17 protein-coding genes are annotated in these 17,111 nt (G+C 31.3%); 14 read left to right on the plus strand and 3 right to left on the minus strand.

Annotated features, from left to right (window positions below):
• Positions 1-85 precede the first annotated feature (85 nt).
• The 14 genes from ndk to DTL3_RS01555 all read left to right on the plus strand — a co-directional run bounded on the left by ndk (position 86) and on the right by DTL3_RS01555 (position 15,267).
• On the plus strand, positions 86-529 hold the full coding sequence (gene ndk, locus DTL3_RS01490) for a nucleoside-diphosphate kinase (protein WP_045088531.1): 444 nt from the start codon (positions 86-88) through the stop codon (positions 527-529).
• A gap of 177 nt (positions 530-706) precedes the next feature.
• Positions 707-1,828: a glucose-1-phosphate adenylyltransferase subunit GlgD gene (gene glgD / locus DTL3_RS01495; RefSeq protein WP_045087221.1), complete on the plus strand. Its 1,122-nt coding sequence runs from the start codon at positions 707-709 to the stop codon at positions 1,826-1,828.
• 15 nt (positions 1,829-1,843) lie between these two features.
• Positions 1,844-3,103: a glucose-1-phosphate adenylyltransferase gene (locus DTL3_RS01500; RefSeq protein ID WP_045087222.1), complete on the plus strand. Its 1,260-nt coding sequence runs from the start codon at positions 1,844-1,846 to the stop codon at positions 3,101-3,103.
• A 54-nt stretch (positions 3,104-3,157) separates the two neighbouring features.
• Positions 3,158-4,126, plus strand: a complete 969-nt coding sequence (locus DTL3_RS01505) for a DUF4899 domain-containing protein (protein ID WP_045087223.1) — start codon at positions 3,158-3,160, stop codon at positions 4,124-4,126.
• 1 nt (position 4,127) lies between these two features.
• Positions 4,128-4,409 (plus strand): hypothetical protein, encoded by a 282-nt coding sequence (locus tag DTL3_RS01510; protein ID WP_045087224.1) that lies wholly within the window; start codon positions 4,128-4,130, stop codon positions 4,407-4,409.
• Positions 4,410-4,429: 20 nt separating this feature from the next.
• Positions 4,430-5,308: a LipS2 family lipoyl synthase gene (locus tag DTL3_RS01515; RefSeq protein ID WP_084217083.1), complete on the plus strand. Its 879-nt coding sequence runs from the start codon at positions 4,430-4,432 to the stop codon at positions 5,306-5,308.
• 43 nt (positions 5,309-5,351) lie between these two features.
• Positions 5,352-6,725 carry an ADP-ribosylglycohydrolase family protein gene (locus DTL3_RS01520; RefSeq protein ID WP_045087225.1) on the plus strand — a complete coding sequence of 458 codons (1,374 nt, stop codon included), beginning with the start codon at positions 5,352-5,354 and terminating at the stop codon, positions 6,723-6,725.
• A 33-nt stretch (positions 6,726-6,758) separates the two neighbouring features.
• The gene (locus tag DTL3_RS01525; protein ID WP_045087226.1) at positions 6,759-7,685 is read left to right on the plus strand and encodes a nucleoside hydrolase; all 927 of its coding nucleotides are present in this window, start codon (positions 6,759-6,761) and stop codon (positions 7,683-7,685) included.
• A gap of 94 nt (positions 7,686-7,779) precedes the next feature.
• Positions 7,780-8,775 (plus strand): BMP family lipoprotein, encoded by a 996-nt coding sequence (locus DTL3_RS01530; protein WP_045087227.1) that lies wholly within the window; start codon positions 7,780-7,782, stop codon positions 8,773-8,775.
• 22 nt (positions 8,776-8,797) lie between these two features.
• Complete coding sequence (locus DTL3_RS01535) at positions 8,798-10,312, plus strand: ABC transporter ATP-binding protein (RefSeq protein WP_045087228.1); 1,515 nt, start codon at positions 8,798-8,800, stop codon at positions 10,310-10,312.
• Entirely contained in the window at positions 10,309-11,364 is a 1,056-nt protein-coding gene (locus DTL3_RS01540; protein ID WP_045087229.1) for an ABC transporter permease, read from the plus strand. Before DTL3_RS01535 ends, DTL3_RS01540 begins: the two co-directional genes overlap by 4 nt.
• Positions 11,357-12,289, plus strand: coding sequence for an ABC transporter permease (locus DTL3_RS01545; RefSeq protein ID WP_045087230.1), 933 nt, complete (start codon positions 11,357-11,359; stop codon positions 12,287-12,289). Before DTL3_RS01540 ends, DTL3_RS01545 begins: the two co-directional genes overlap by 8 nt.
• Positions 12,290-12,499: 210 nt before the next feature.
• Positions 12,500-13,489 carry a LacI family DNA-binding transcriptional regulator gene (locus DTL3_RS01550; protein ID WP_045087231.1) on the plus strand — a complete coding sequence of 330 codons (990 nt, stop codon included), beginning with the start codon at positions 12,500-12,502 and terminating at the stop codon, positions 13,487-13,489.
• Between the two features lie 698 nt (positions 13,490-14,187).
• The gene (locus DTL3_RS01555) at positions 14,188-15,267 is read left to right on the plus strand and encodes a BMP family ABC transporter substrate-binding protein (RefSeq protein ID WP_084217084.1); all 1,080 of its coding nucleotides are present in this window, start codon (positions 14,188-14,190) and stop codon (positions 15,265-15,267) included.
• Between the two features lie 485 nt (positions 15,268-15,752).
• On the opposite strand, the gene DTL3_RS01560 is transcribed toward DTL3_RS01555, so the two are convergent.
• The 3 genes from DTL3_RS01560 to DTL3_RS01570 all read right to left on the minus strand — a co-directional run bounded on the left by DTL3_RS01560 (position 15,753) and on the right by DTL3_RS01570 (position 17,012).
• Positions 15,753-16,265, minus strand: coding sequence for a hypothetical protein (locus tag DTL3_RS01560; RefSeq protein WP_045087232.1), 513 nt, complete (start codon positions 16,263-16,265; stop codon positions 15,753-15,755).
• Positions 16,266-16,306: 41 nt separating this feature from the next.
• Entirely contained in the window at positions 16,307-16,663 is a 357-nt protein-coding gene (locus DTL3_RS09570; protein ID WP_171820571.1) for a hypothetical protein, read from the minus strand.
• 124 nt (positions 16,664-16,787) lie between these two features.
• Positions 16,788-17,012: a hypothetical protein gene (locus DTL3_RS01570; RefSeq protein WP_045087234.1), complete on the minus strand. Its 225-nt coding sequence runs from the start codon at positions 17,010-17,012 to the stop codon at positions 16,788-16,790.
• Between the last annotated feature and the right edge of the window lie 99 nt (positions 17,013-17,111).

Raw genomic sequence — 17,111 nt, forward strand, 5'->3', positions numbered from 1 at the left:
ATAAACATTAAATAAACTATATACAAGACTCTTTAAAAGAACTAATGTCAACTTTCTGAATTTAATTCAAGGAGGAATTATATTGATAGAAAATCAATTTATCATGATTAAACCTAACGCTATAAAAAGAGGATTAATAGGCAATATTATAGAAAAATATGAAAAGAAAGGTTTAAAAATAATAGCATTAAAATTAATTCAGATGAAAGCATCTCAGGCAAGAGCCCTATATAAAGAGCATGAAAATAAAGATTTTTATCAATCGTTAATAGATTTTGTTTTGTCTGGACCAGTTATTGTAATGATAGTCCAAGGGCCTAATGCTGTACAAGCTGTAAGAACCTTAAATGGAGCTACAAATCCATTGGAAGCAGATGGAGGCAGTATCAGGGGGCAACTCGGTTTAACTATAACAAAAAATATAGTTCATGCCTCTGATTCGGTAGAAAATGCTAAAAAAGAATGGAAAATTTTCTTTGATGATCAAGAAATTATCAACTACACACTACCTTATGAAAACGAACTATAAACCCTTTCTTATTCAGTGCCTATACACTAAAATTTCAAATGTGCTCATATAATGATTAAGTTCTAATATAAACCTAAAAGCTTATAAACATACTGTATAGCCTTTATAAATTCTACAAAAATGTATTATTTCTAACTATACTATTTACTATATCAAAAAGAAAAGAGGTGAAATATGATGAGGGTTATGGGACTAATACTGTCTGGTTCAGGTGAAGACAACCTTGATAAATTAACTGCTAAAAGAACCAGTGCTGCTGTACCTGTTTTTGGAAAATATAGAGCTATCGACTTTACTTTAAGCAATATGGTAAATTCTGGGATAATTAATGTTGGAGTTTTAACTCAATATAACCCTAGATCTTTAATGGACCATTTAGGAAGTGGTAAAGAATGGAATCTTGATAGAAAAAGGGGAGGCCTTTTTATACTCCAACCTTTCATGAGCCCTGAAAACCCAAAAATGCACTATGAGGGTACCGCAGATGCACTTTTTCAAAATTTAACCTATTTAAGAAGATCAGCAGAAGATTTTGTTTTAATAGGTTCAGGAGATCACATATACAATACAGACTATAGAGATTTATTCAAATTTCATATAAGAAATGGTGCAGATGTAACTTTATTAACTAAAACTGTAAATAAAGACTTAAAGTTAAGTGATTACGGGCAAGTAATAACAGATGAAAATGGTAGAGTTACAAAGATATATGAAAAGGTACCTGAACATCATTCAAACAAAATTTTCTTAGGGGTTTATTTTATGAATAAGAGTTTCTTAATGGAACTCTTATACGCAAATGTACCTAATGGCAAATACGATCTTTTATTAGATATAATTATTCCAAACTTGTCAAAACTTAGAGTTTTTTCTTATGATTTTAATAATTATTGGCGAAATATCAAAAAATCTGTAAAAGAGTATTATGATACCAACATGGACATTTTAAAAAAAGAAATAAGAGACGAACTTTTTTATACTCCTGATAGAACTATATACACAAAATTACGTGATTCTGCCCCACCAAAAATTAATATTAACGCCCAGATTAAAAATTCTTTTATTGCAGATGGTTGCATAATAAATGGAGTAGTTAAAAACTCAATACTTTCTAGAGATATTTTTGTAGGAGCTGGCGCAGTAATAGAAGATTCCATAGTTTTACAAGGAAGTGTTGTAGAAGAAGGTGGAATAATCAGAAAAACTATAATAGATAAAAATGTCCGAGTTAGATCAGGTAAAAAAATGGAAAGCATGGGAAACGAAATAAGTCTAATAGAAAAGGGAGCGATTATATAAAATGGAGGGATTTATATGAAAGTCATTGGCATTATCTTAGCCGGTGGTCAGGGAACAAGATTAGGAGTCTTAACAAACACTCTTGCAAAACCTGCAGTCCCTTTTGGCGGAAAATACAGAATGATTGATTTTACTTTAAGCAATTGTGTTAACTCCGGTATTAATACTGTTGGAGTAGCAACACAGTATATGCCTCATAGATTAGTAGAACATCTAGGAATAGGTAAACCATGGGATCTTGACATTAAAGGTGGGGGTCTTCATGTATTGCCTCCATATTTAAGTAGATCTGGCACTTCTTGGTACAGGGGTACCGCTGATGCAATCTATCAAAATTTAGAATTTCTTGACCGATACAAACCAGATTTTGTTGTCGTTCTTTCAGGTGACCATATTTACAAAATGGATTATAATAACATGATAGACTATCATATAGAAAAAAATGCTGATTGTACAATAGCTTGTATGGAGGTTCCTGTCTCAGAAGCCCAAAGGTTTGGTATAATGGTAACAGATCCTTTTAACAAAATTGTAGAATTTCAAGAAAAACCTAAAAATCCCAAAGGAACTTTGGCTTCCTTGGGAATATACGTATTTACTTGGAGCTTTTTAAAAGACTCTTTAATTGAAGACTCAAAAGATCCGAATTCTGAACATGATTTTGGAAAAAATATTATTCCAAAAAGCCTGGCCAAAAAATCCAAACTCTACGCTTTTGGTTTTGAAGGTTATTGGAGAGACGTAGGGACTATACAATCATATTTAGATAGCAATTTAGAATTACTAGCCCCATTACCTTTACTAGATTTACATGATGAAAGTTGGAAAGTATATACACAATCTGAAGAGCTGCCTCCAGCGTTTATAGCAAACAACTCTGAAGTAATTAAAAGTATCACTAGTGAAGGAAGTGAAATTTATGGAACGGTTGAAAATTCAGTTCTCTTTCAAGGTGTTACTGTCGCAGAAGGTGCTGTCGTAAAAAATTCCGTACTTATGAATCATGTATTTGTAGACAAAAACTCATATATAGAACAATCTATAATAGCTGAAAAAGCTTATATAGGAAAATCAGTAAAAATTGGCGTGGGGAAATTTGCAGAATCTAAAATTGATAAAAAAATATATGACTCGGAAATTTCTGTCATAGGATTTCATTCTAAAATTACAGATGGTATTGAAATAGGAAAGAATTGTGTTATTGATAATTATGTTGACCTTTCAGAATATAATATAAAACAAATTAAAAGTGGTGAAGGTATTATTAAACAATAGAATTTATTAAACTAAGCAATATTTTCTTCTGACTATAAAAAGGAGATTAATTTTATGGATTTCTATGCAGTAAAATTTATAGCAGCCTCTAACTTAACCGGAGAAACTTATTTAGGATACATATTTGGGAAAAAAGGTCAAAGTCCTCAATTTAACGTAGTGCTATTAAATAGAAATCAACTAAAAGCATTCGAAATTCCTGATATTACGAAAGACTATCTTGAATTTAAATCAGATGTTGATATGCTTTATTATCAATTATCTAAAGAAAATGACAACTACGCTTTAACTCAATTTAAGGCATATTTTTACAGTGTGTTAAGAAAAATGAATTTCGAGGTTGTTGGAACAAAAATGTTCTTGGCTGTAGAAGAAAATGACGTTTATGTTCTAAAGTCCTTGATAAATGATATCTTAAATGAATGGGCGGGAGAAACAAAAATAAAATTAGTAGCTCAAAAATTTGATTATAAAGATTTAACCTGGATATCTGCCGTAAAAGAAAAAGGTGAAAAGGGTTTTGAAGAGTACCTCAACAGACCCGATGTGAAAGACGCTATAGAAGTATTTCCAATAATTGACCCTGTAGAAGGTTACCCAGTAATAAAGTTGGATGTAGGTGAACCAATAATTGTTCTACAAATAGACAAAGAAGAAGAAAACAAAAAAGATACCAGTAACATATTAGAAGGAAGAGTTATTTCAAAAGAACTTATTCCCTCTACTAGTTATCTTTTTTTAAAGATAGATCTAGGAAGATATGGAATTGGAAAAACTATAGTACATCAGGACTTAAAAATATCTATAGATCAAAAAAAATTACAGATATTAAGAAAAGCTCGAGATACTAAAGAAAATGAAGAACAGAAAATAATCGGTGACTTATTTGATAATCTCCAAAAGGATAAAAGATTCTATGAACGGCGTAAAATTAGTTCTTTAGATATTATTATTATCAGCGGACTTTCTATTATAGGAATACTGTTAATAATTCTCATAGCAGTTTTACTTGGGGCGTTTTGATATGAAGGTTATTTTAACCTTTATTATGATGATTCCTATAATTATTTTTTCTGTTCTAACATATCATTATGTTAGTCAAATACTTTATTATAGAAATATTAAAAATACAGAAATTAATGAAGCACTTAATCTAATAAATGAAGTTGAAGAAATATATGCCCTTACTGTAGAAGACTTTTTGCAAGCTTGTACAATTAAAGACATCGTGTTAACCTCTTCAAAAGAGGCAACTATTTATATATTCGAACATAATGGATATGAATTCCTGTATATTGATGAATGAACGAATGGAGGATTATACTCTTGCGCATTTCATATGCCACAGCAGTTGAGATGAATCTAAAAAAAGGAAAAATTAATGCGAATAATTATACTGCTTATTTACAAATTGGTGAAAAATGCCTTTATAATTGTTCTTTTTGCTCTAAAGCAAGGGAATCTAAAAGTGAAGAAGATTTATTGTCTAGGGTAAAATGGCCAAAAATATCAAAGGAAGATTTTATTGGCAACTTTAATCCTAATAATTTCAAAAGAATTTGCATTCAGGTAGTATCTTCTTCAGATTACTGGACGGAGTTAGATTATGTACTGAGCTTTCTAAAAGATAAAAATATTAAAACCTCTGTGTCAATAAGACCAAAAAATATAGAAGAAGTCAGATTACTCTTCAATAAATATCTTGTTGATAATGTTGGAATCGCAATTGATGCTGCTAATGAAAAGCTCTTTGGAAAAATCAAGGGGGGCAACTTTAAAACATTCAACAACTTTTTAATAGCTGCATCAAAAGAATTTCCAGGAAAAATTGCTACTCATATAATTGTTGGATTAGGAGAAAGCGATGAAGATATTGTTGATATATTGTTAAAAATGAAGAAACATGGAATTATTGTTGGTTTATTTGCTTTTACTCCTATTAAAGGTACTAAATTAGAAACCTATCCACGTCCCACCTTAGAAAGATATCGAAAAATGCAATACCTCCATTATATTATTGAACACCATGAAGTCAAAAAAGAAACCTTCACTTTCGATTCAAAAGGAAATGTCTTACAATTCCCGGATTTTAAAATAAATAATGAAGAAGTTATTAAAACATCAGGCTGTTCATGGTGTACTCGCCCTTTTTATAATGAAAAACCTGGTAAAGAATTATACAATGTACCTATTCCACGTATATAAATTTCTATTCCCAAAATAACAGTAAGGAGAAATGAATATAAACATGAAAGCATGGGAAAACGAGTTAAAAAGAAGAAAAAATGCCACTCCTTCAATATCATATCAAGAAAATTGGGAAAAAATGCAAGAATCAAATATATTCCCAAATGATTTGTTATTAACCTTTTGGCAAAGTAATGTACCTGGTTCCAATGCCCCAGAATCTATGATTGTTGGAGCTGTACAATCCGTAGAAAACATGGGGAGAGATGTTTCAAAAGCGGAAATCTTATTAGAACAAGGATTTCATTATTTATCTTCTGATGATTTTATAGCACTAAAAGCTTTAACAAGTGAAATCTTCTATTTACTGGATAACTCACCTATTATAGAAAATCATAGGTTTCATCATTATCTTAGGCCATTAAAATGGGAAGAGATTTCCAAATTTTTCCCTACAAACAAATTCAATCTCTCTAACAAAATTGATATAAAAGACAAAATTCATGGGGGATGGCTTGGACAACTTGCAGGTGGGTCAATGGGCACCAAATTTGAGGGATACACACATGATGCATTAGAAAAAGTCTTTGGTGAACAATTAGGCAAGTATGTTGGTGAAGTTTCTACGTTAAATGATGACGTAACTTATGAAATAATCTTCTTAAAAACATGTGAAGAAAAGAAAAAAGATATTTCTTCTATGGATGTTGCAAAAAACTGGATTAGCTATATACCTTTTGGTTGGAGTGCTGAATTAATGGCACTAGATAATATCAAAAGAGGTATTTTTCCTCCAGACTCTGGTTATTTTTATAATCCTTTTCAAGAATGGATAGGAGCCCAAATGAGATGTATGGTTCAAGGATTACTTTCTCCAGGAGATCCTTATAAAGCTGCTAAACTTGCTTTTATTGATTCCCAAGTTTCACACAGTGGAAATGGTATATACGGAGGAATTCACGCTGCTGTACTGACTTCTTTAGCCTTTGTTTTCAATGATCCTAAAAAAATAATCAAGGAGTCTCTTCAATACATTCCCCAAAATACAGAATTCAGTAGAATTGTGTCTGACGTAATAAAATACTGTCAAGAAACGAGCGATTGGTTAAATGTGCTAAGAAAAGTGGAAGAAAATTTTAAGACTTATAACTGGATTCATTTATACCCGAATACTGCATCTGTAATAACGTCCTTATGGTTTGGAGAAGGTGATTTTGATAAATCAATGAAAATTGTTTCATCATTTGGATATGATGTTGATTGTAACGCTGGTGAAATTGGAACAATTTTAGGAGTGATTTATGGTCAACAGAATTTTCCAAATTATTGGTCTATACCTTTAAATAATAACTTAGAAACTTATCTTCCTTTTTTTCAAAAAATTAAAATATCAGACTTGGCGGATTGGACCTATGAGTTAGTAGGAATTATATAATATTACATAATAATTACTAAGAAGGTAAATAAAATGAAAGTAATATTAGATTGTGATCCCGGTCATGATGATGTTTTTGCAATTTTGTTAGCAGCTGCTTCCCAAGAAATCGAATTACTTGGAATAACGACTGTAATGGGAAATTCCTATCTTCAAAATACTTCAAAAAACGCAAGGGCAGTTCTTGATTTTTTTGGCATAGAAAAGCCTGTTTTTGCAGGTTGCTCAAAACCTCTTATACGTAATACTATAATTGCAAGTCACATTCACGGACCAACAGGACTTGACGGTGCAAAACTTCCTCCACCCAGACACAGCATTGAAAAAATGCACGCCATAGATTATATTGCTCAATGTGCAAATAAATATAACAACCTTATCTTAGTCCCTACCGGTCCTCTCACTAATATTGCTCTTTTTATATTAAGATATCCATTTCTTACTGGCAAAATATCTTCCATAGTCTTAATGGGCGGAGGTATTTTTCATGGAAATATTACCCCTACAGCTGAATTTAATATTTTTGCAGACCCAGAAGCAGCAAAAATTGTTTTTAATTCAGATATTCCTATTGTTATGGCTCCTTTAGATTTAACTCATCAAGTTGTTGTCTCTTCTAAAGAAATTAATACAATCCGAAGACTAAGCGATAAATTCAATTTACTTGCTGATATGTTTGTCTACCTTCAAAATACATGTAAAGATGAAATTACAAGTACTGGAGGTATTGCACTTCATGATCCATGCCCAATAATGTATCTCATTCATCCCGAAATTTTTGAAATAAATGAATATAAAGTGGATATTGAAATAAAAGGAGAACTAACTTATGGTCAAACTGTTGTGGATGTATTAAATGTTACAAATAATAAGCCAAATGCAAAAGTACTAACCAAAGTAGATTCAGAGCTTTTTTTAAAAATTTTCTTTAATAAAATGAAAGTCTTAACAAGTTATTAGACAAGTGAATTTAAAAAATTGAGAATATAATTTTCTTGAAAGTTATATATTCCATACGGTTTCAATCATTATAATTAAATGAGGAGGTTAAGGTATGAAAAAGTCTTTTTTTATTGTTTGCCTAGTTATTTTATTTTCCATGACAATCTTTTCAGCACCAAAAAAGGTAGCATACGTGATTAACGGTTCCTTAGGAGATCAGTCATTTTATGATTCAGGTTATGAAGGCATTAAAAAGTTGGAAAAAGATTATGATGTGGAAACAAAGCTTATGGAATGTAATTTTGATCCCTCTCTATATTACCCAAACTTAATGACTGCAGCAAGATGGGCGGATGTGGTTTTTGTTATTTCATATGGTTTTGAAGAAGAACTGAAGTCAATAGCAGAAATGTTCCCAAACAAAATATTTGTAAACATTGACACTGTTGTCGAAGATGATAAAAAAATTATTTCAAACGTCGATTTTATAGAAGAAGAAGGTTCTTTTATGGCAGGTGTAGTTGCAGGAATAGTTACTACTATGACTGAACTGCCTGGAATAAATCCTGAAAAACTAATTGGAGCAGTTGGTGGGGATGACGATATTGTAATAAGATCTTTTGTTTATGGATATGATCAAGGTGCAAAATATGTAGATCCAGAAATTCAAGTAAAGACTATTTATGTAGGTACCTGGGATGACCCTGTTAAAGGAAAACAAGCAGCACTGCAACTCTACTCTCAAGGAGTAGATGTCATATTTCAAATTGCGAGTTTAACGGGAGCTGGAGTTATCCAAGCAGCTCAAGAAGTAGGAAAATATGCCATTGGTGTAGACTCAAACCAAAACTCACTAGCACCTGGCCATGTCATTACAAGTATGCTAAAAGAAGTAGGAAAATCAATAGAGTTTGTATTTAAGCAAATAATAGATGGAACTTATAAACCAGGCACACTATACAAACTAGGGTTAAAAGAAGAAGCAGTAGGATTAGCTATCGATGAATACACCTACCAAATACTTCCAAATGAGACTGTTGAAAAGATATTAGGAATACAAAAAGATGTTATTGAAGGGAAAATTACTGTTAAAGAATATAGAGAATAGTTATCCATAAAGGAGAGTTCATATGTCTTACATAGAAATGAAAAATATTTATAAGGTCTATCCCCCAGACGTTATTGCATTAGAAGAGGTGAATTTCTCCCTACAAAAGGGAGAAATTCATTCTCTAATTGGAGAAAATGGTGCAGGAAAAAGTACCTTGATGAAAATATTATATGGATTAGTACATTCATCAAGTGGACAGATATACATAAATGGAAATGAAGTAAAAATTAACAGTCCCAGCGATGCTATAAACTTTGGAATAGGCATGGTTCACCAAGAATTTATGTTGATTCCATCTTTCAAGGTATATGAAAACGTGATTTTAGGAATGGAAAGAACCAAAAAATTTGGAGTTATTAACAAAGAGGAAGCTATAAATGAATTAGAAGAATTAACTAAAAGATATGGATTTGATTTAGATTTAAACGCCGTTACTTCTGATCTTTCTGTAGCAGCTAGACAAAAAGTCGAAATTTTAAAATTACTCTATAGGAAAGTAGACATACTCATCTTTGATGAACCAACTGCAGTTTTAACACCTCAAGAAACTGAACAACTGTTTACAGAAATTAAAAGTATGAAGGAAATGGGAAAAACTATTATTTTTATAAGTCATAAATTGGATGAAGTCTTAGAAATTTCCGATAGAATAACCATAATGCGAAGCGGAAGGATAGTATCTTCAATAGAAAATAAAAATCTTACAAAAAGTAATCTTGCTAAAATGATGGTCGGAAAAGAAGTTATCTTATCTGTAACTAAAAAACCAATTGAACCTGGACAAATCATCTTAAAAACTGAAAATCTCACAGTGGATTTCAAGCAGTCTAAACACAAATTTTTGCAAGATATAAATATATATGTAAGGGCTGGAGAAATAGTTGGATTAGCAGGTATTGAGGGAAATGGACAACTTGAACTAGTTGAAGCTATCATTGGAGACACCCAAACACTTAAAGGTAAAATTTATATTGATAAAAACGACATCTCAAATAAAAGCATTACTGAAAGAAGGTCTTTAATTAGTTATATCCCATCAGACAGAAAAAAATTTGGATTGGCCTTGAATGCCAGTTTAGCCGAAAATCTAACTATGACACATCATTTAGGTAACAACTTAAGTAAATTTAGATATTTCATAAATTGGAAAAAGGCAAAATTTTTTTCTAGTAATCTGCTTAAACAATATAACATTGTTGCTAGAGGAATAAATGATTTGCCTAAACATCTTTCTGGAGGTAACCAACAGAAAGTAATATTGGCTAGAGAGTTTAGTCTTGATGCTCCATTCTTACTCCTTGATCAACCTACAAGAGGTTTAGATGTTGGTTCTATAGAATATGTACATGATGTTATTTTGAAAATGAGGGACAAGGGAAAGGCTATATTATTAATTTCTGCTGATTTAGATGAGCTTTTATCCTTAAGTGACAGGATTTATGTGATAAGAAATGGAACAATTGTAGCAGAATTAAATCCAAATGTTCACAACAAAGAAGAAGTTGGAGAGTATATGTTAGGGGGGAAAGAATGAAAAGTTTAAATAAAATTCTTACTGGAATTATTGGAATAGTATTCTCTTTGTTAGTTGGGGCTTTGTTAATAAAAATACAAGGAAATTCTCCTATTATCGCTTACAAAGCTTTATACGATTACGGATTAGGTTCATGGTTTTCTATAACATCTACCTTAAATAATTCTACCCCTTTAATATTAACCGGTATAGCTGCAGCAATAGCGTTTAGTTCTAACGTAAATAACCTTGGACAGCCCGGACAATTAATAATTGGGGCTTTAAGTGCTGCTCTTTTGGGCTATTATCTACCCTTTCCAGGTTGGATAGGAATAACTACAATTATAATTCTTTCTGGAATAATAGGTGGTTTTTATGCTTCAATTGCAGGCGTATTTAAAAAGTTATATAAAATGGATGAAATGTTAACCACTTTAATGCTTAATTTTATTGCTGATTACTTAACTATATATTTAGCAACCTATCCTTTTCTAGATAAAAAATCATATGTTCCCGCTACAAAAATGATAAAAAAAGAATTTTTTCTTCCTTCTTTTAAGAATCTTAACTCAAGTTTTTTCATTGCAATTTTAATTGCTTTGATATCCTATTTTATCGTGAAATATTTAAAAAAAGGTTATGAATGGAGAATGATGGGATATAATCCTGATTTTTCGAGGATTGGGGGATGTGATAATGAACAAAATTTAATGTGGGTTATGTTCTATACGGGGTTTCTAAGTGGACTTGCAGGCGCATTACTTATACTAGGTGGGACACAGCACAGATTTATTAAAGGCATAGGTGCAAATTACGGTTGGGACGGAATAATGCTTTCTATAGTTGGAGCTAACGGAATATTTGAAACTTCTTTTTTCTCTTTATTTTTTGGCTTTCTAAAAGCTGGAGGCGTTGGAATGGAATTTGAAGTTTCAATACCTTCAGAATTCATTATGGTTCTGCAAGCAACCATCGTTTTACTAGTTGTTTCAACCAGAAGCCTTGTTTCTTTCTATGGCGACAAAATGAAAGCTTATTTTAAGACTCGAAAGGTTGTGAAAGCTCATGAATAATATCATAATTTCATTAATACGGGACAGCTTTAGTAGCGCTACGCCTATTCTTCTTTCAGCTTTAGGAGGAACCTTTACTTTCTATGCAAATGTTTTTAATATTTCCATGGAAGGAATGATGTTAATAGGCGCTTTTTTCGGTGTTCTAGGAAGTTATTTATTTGAAAACTGGGTAATGGGTCTTCTATTTGCATTAATGTCTGGAATTTTAGCATCACTAATATTTTCGTTTTTTGCACTCTTATTAAAAACAGACGAATTCTTAACAGGTATTGGTATGAATATGCTTGCTCTTGGAGGAACAACTTACCTTTTAAGAAACCTATTCAACGTCAAAGGTGCTTTCATATCCCCTCAAATTAAGTCTTTACCAACATGGAATATCCCAGGACTAAATAAAATACCTATTTTATCAGATATACTGAATAATCACCCTTTCATAGTATATGTCGCAATTATTCTAGCATTTTTGATAGACTTTATAATTTTTCATACTAAATTTGGTCTTAGACTTAGAGCAACGGGAGAAGATCAAGAAACTTCTCGTTCTTTAGGAATTAATCCAAATAGAATAAAGTTTAGTTCTATCTTACTTTCTGGTATTTTTTCAGCTGCAGCAGGCACCTTTCTTTCGCTTGGATATGTTACTTTGTTTAGTGAAAATATGTCAAACGGTAGAGGTTGGATTTCATTAGCAATCATTGTTTTAGTCCGTGGACGACCTCTTGGGATACTACTTATGTCTTTAATATTTGGCTTTTTCGAAAGTGCAGCTTTCAGCTTACAAAACATAAATATTCCTTCTCAGATTACAGCTATGGTCCCTTATATAGTTACTATAATTGCACTTTTTATTTATAGTGTTAACAAAGAAAAAATATTAAAACTAAAAAAGGAAGAAAATGAGAAAATAAAAGAGATTTAAATTTAAATACTTTTATTTGCCTTTAAATACAATTAATCTATTGTAATCAAATTTGTAAATATCGCCCTCAGGTGATATTATTAAATTGAATCTTTAAGAAAACGTTTGCAAAATAGATTTAACAAAGAACTCAAAAAAGAGTAGATGAAAGGTATTTTGTGAAATTATTTGTGAAAACGTTTGCTTAATAAAATTAACAAGGTGACTTACATGCCAGATAAGATTACAATCAAAGAGATTGCAAAAGAAGCAGGAGTGTCTATATCAACAGTTTCACGAGTTATTAATGGCTCGTCTCCTGTTAAAAAAGAAACCAAGGAAAAAGTTTTAAATGCAATAAATAAATTAAATTATTATCCTGATGCTCTTGCAAGAAGTTTAAGGGTAGGATATACAGATACCATCGGAATAATAATACCAAATATTGCTAACCCTTTTTTTGCCACCTTAGTTAGAGGCGCAGAGGATTATCTTAGATCTAAAGGATATTCCTTAATAATATGTAATTCTGATAATGCGGTTGATCAGGAAAAAAAATTGTTCAACATTCTTGCAGAAAAAAAAGTAGATGGAATACTATACTCCGGAATTGGTGATCATCTTGAAAAATTCAACCATATCAATATCCCCATAGTCTTTATCGACAGGGTAATAAAAGATAATAGGTTTTCGTACGTCTGCTCTAATCACTATAAAGGAATGGAAGATCTACTAAATTATCTATTTGAAACTAATCACAAAAGATATGTTTTTATTAGTGGAAAAAAAGAAATATTTAGTGCAGTGGAAAGATTAAGAGCTTTTGGGAATTTCGTGAAAAAAAATAAAATTGAGTACAAAATTCTAGAAGGGGAATATACATACGAATCCGGTTTAATTAATGGTAAAAAAATAAAGAAATTGCCTGACGTAGTTGTCTGTTCAAATGATCTAATTGCCTATGGAGTTATAGAAAGTTTCAAAGAAAGGAAGATAAAAGTTCCCCAAGACGTAAGTGTAACAGGATATGATGACATCACATTTAGCAAAATGTTTTCTCCAGCACTAACAACTGTCAGACAACCTATATATGAGATGGGGAAAATCTCAGCAGAAATCATACACAGGCTATTGATAAAAAAAGATGATTATATACCTGTAAAATTATTTCAAAATCAAGTTATAGTAAGAGAAAGTACGAGAAATCCTAGAAATAAATGATTCTCAAATATCCGTTTTTAAAGAAATTTAGTGTAACTTTTAATCGTTTCTGAATTGCAAAGTTTTAAAGAATTATTAAAGGAAACTGAAAATAAACAAGCGACAAATTACAACAAAAATTAACTAGGTTTTTATGAAAATTTTAAGGTATATTTTGGTCATAAAGTATAATCTCCCATGCTTTCGAGAAATGATAATTAGATATATAAAAAGATTTGCTAAAGGTCAATATAATTGAATAAGTAAAAAATAAGGTAACGAAGATAACTCATAGGAAATTAAAAACACCCTTTGAAAATTAAAAGAATTAAAATTGAAAACTGGTGGTCATTCAAGTCTCCAAATAAAGTATAAGAAATTATGAATAATTCAGTTATTAAATAACTTTTGGTTGTAAAGAGCGAACTCATTTTTAAGACAAATTTCAAATAGAACAAAAAAGTTGCTCAGATTTAATACATGTCTTCGTATTTTGTACAGGCTTTAGATACATAATCTTAAACGAATTAGAAATAAAATTGCAAGAAAAGAGTAATGATAAAATTGTTGATTTTTGTAATAATTTAATGAAATTTTGGTGCCAAACGAATAATATCTTAGGATTTTTAATGCAACCGAGAGAATGTTATAAAAAATGTTTAATTGTAGGTTTTATAATTTCTAAGGTGCCTATTTTTACATATATAAGGAGGTAAAAAATGAAAAAAAGAATTTTAAAGGTAGCAACGCTATTGATGTTGGTATTTTTGTTAAGCATCACAGCGAGTGCAAAATTAAGAATAGCACTCCTGCTTAACGGCAATTTAGGAGATATGTCTTTCTTTGATTCTGCTGCAGCTGGAATGAAAACTATAGAGAAAGAACTGGGAGCAACAATCAAGATTATAGAAGCAGGCCCTGATCCTAGTAATTGGGAACCTGCTTTGGCTGATTTGTCAGAAATGGGGTGGGATCTTATTATCGTTGGAACACCGACTATGGCGGAATTCGTGGAAAACATAGCCCCTCTATATCCCAAACAAAAATATATTTTCTTTGATGGTTCTGTAGATTATAGCAAGGGTGGACTGGATAATGTTTACTCAATTCAATACAAACAAAATGAAGGTTCATTTTTAGCAGGAGCATTAGCAGCGATGGTAACTTCCTCCAATCTTTCCTTTGCCAATCCTGAAAAATATATAGGTTTTTTAGGCGGGATGGATTACCCAATAATTAATGATTTTCTTATAGGTTATATCCAAGGAGCAAAATATATAGATCCTGACATTAAAGTTTCTATATCATATGTTGGTAATTTTGTAGATGCAGCTAAAGGTAAAGAGTTATCTCTCGCTCAGTATAATCAAGGTGTAGATGTAAGTTTTAATGTGGCAGGAGGGGCTGGCTTAGGACAAATCGAAGCAGCTTATGAAGTCAAGAAATACGTTATAGGTGTTGACTCAGACCAAGCTTTATTATTTGAAAAACACTCACCTGAAAAAACCGAACATATCTTAACTTCAATGCTAAAAAGGGTAGATAATTCATTAGTTCATGCAGTGAAGCGTTACGTAGAAGGAACACTCGAATTTGGTAAGATGGAAGCTTTGGGCTTAAAAGAGGGGGCTGTGGGATTAGCTGACAACAAATACTACAGACAGATAGTTCCTGAAGAAATGAGAAAAAAAATAGAAGAATTAAGTGACAAAATTGTAAATGATGAGATTATTGTTAACACAGCTTTTGGGATGAGTCAAGAAGAATTAGAGCAAATCCGTAGTTCTGTAAGAAAATAAAACGGTAATAATTACTCTTATGATTTCCTTCTATCGGAGAACTCAACAACGGGCAATCTCCAAGTTGTGAAATCCGTTGGGTTCTTGATAATGGAGACTACTGGCTAAAGACTAGGGTCTCCGTTGTTACATAAAATCTGAAGTAAGCAGCTAGCATCACACAGTCCTATAAATAAGATACAAAGATGACTTCGAGCAGATAAGTTCGCTAAGTGAACCATCCTCTCCTTCACTAAAAAAATTTGACAGACAAATGGAATGAAAGTTAGTATGCTTAAGGCACTTTAGAAAAGAAGTAACTAAAAAAGAAAAAGTATCAAAATAAATGGTTAGAATCAAAAAAGTTCTTTGAAAATTACAAAAAAGATGAAGAAAAAGTAAAAGTTAAAAGAAGAAGATAATTTTGACAGAAAAACAGGAATAAATACGATACAGTTAATGAATAACTATCTATTAAAAAGAAATAAATTAAGTGAGATTATCAATTACAAGCAAGCTGCTTCATACATTAATGTTTTAGGTGAACCAAGCAAATCTTCTCTACCCATATTATGAGCTAAGAAAGCTGAAGCAATAAGATAAAGGTTAGAAAGATTACACTCAACTTCAACAGCATTGATAAATCTCAAAGAAGTAGAATTAGTCATATCAGCCAACTTAGAAAATATAGATTCAATGAGGGTACGTTTGTTGTAAACCTTTTTGAAAGAAGAAGAATCTCTGTTCAAAGAACTACGAAAATCATCTTTAGAAAAGTTTTTGTAAGCATAACAATTATGTTTGTTTAAAGGACAGTTGGAAGGATCATCACAAACATACTTATCTCTAAAGATATTCCTTTTAGATTCAAAGTAATGAGAATGAAGAGAAAGAAGATTACCGCAATCACCAACTAAAGGTTTCTTAGAAGAAATTCTAAGCGGAATAAAAACGGTAGAATCAGTCTCTAAATGTACAAAGTCGTAAACATTATGAGGATCATAAGTGGCATCAGCCAACAAATTAAAACCATGGAGATTCAAAAGTTCTTTAGCTTTATTTAGTAAAAAAGAAAAGCATAATTCTTATCGTGATGACTAGCAGGAGAAACAAAGGTAAAAATAGGGACATTAAAAAGAGAAAGCGTATGAGCTTTAAAACCGAAAAAAGAAATAGATTGCTTTTGATTACCGTGTTTATCGTAAACAGGTTTAGAGTTAGAAACAGGTTTAACGTCAAAGTTAGCTCGGATAGGATGAGAATAATACACTTTTTGATTTATGAATTTACCATGACTCTTTTTGTTGTTAAAGAGAGAACGAAAAGAAATAGGATAAGAATCGATACACAGATTATTAGGATCGAAAATGCCCTCATCAATACCCTTTTTATTTAATAGACTGAGCAATAATCTCAAACAAAAAAGAAGTATCGAATTTCTTTTTAAAGATAGAGAAAGTAGCCTCAGAAGGGACAAAAGTTATTGATAGGATCAAATCCAATAGTTTGAGCGAATTTAGGATTAGTTCTAAGGAAATAAATCAATTCTCTCGTATTAAACCTTTAACCTTTTGAATGAACAAAGCCTTAAGGATAGACTGATTAGAATAACCGAGCCTACTGCGCTTATGGATAAAATTAGGAACAAGAGACCAATCGATAACATTGATTAAATCAAGAAGATATTTAGATTCAGAATGTTCATTAAGATATTGGTCATAAACGAAATTGAAATAAAGTTGAGAAGCATTAGAGTAGTAAGACATTTGTAAAACCTCCTTACGATTTAGTGAATTAATAATGCCAAAGAGATTATATCGTAAGGAGGTAAATGTCAACAATAGGAAGGATTAAACATACGTTAA

Origin of the sequence: Defluviitoga tunisiensis, assembly GCF_000953715.1 — a bacterium.
Classification (GTDB): domain Bacteria; phylum Thermotogota; class Thermotogae; order Petrotogales; family Petrotogaceae; genus Defluviitoga; species Defluviitoga tunisiensis.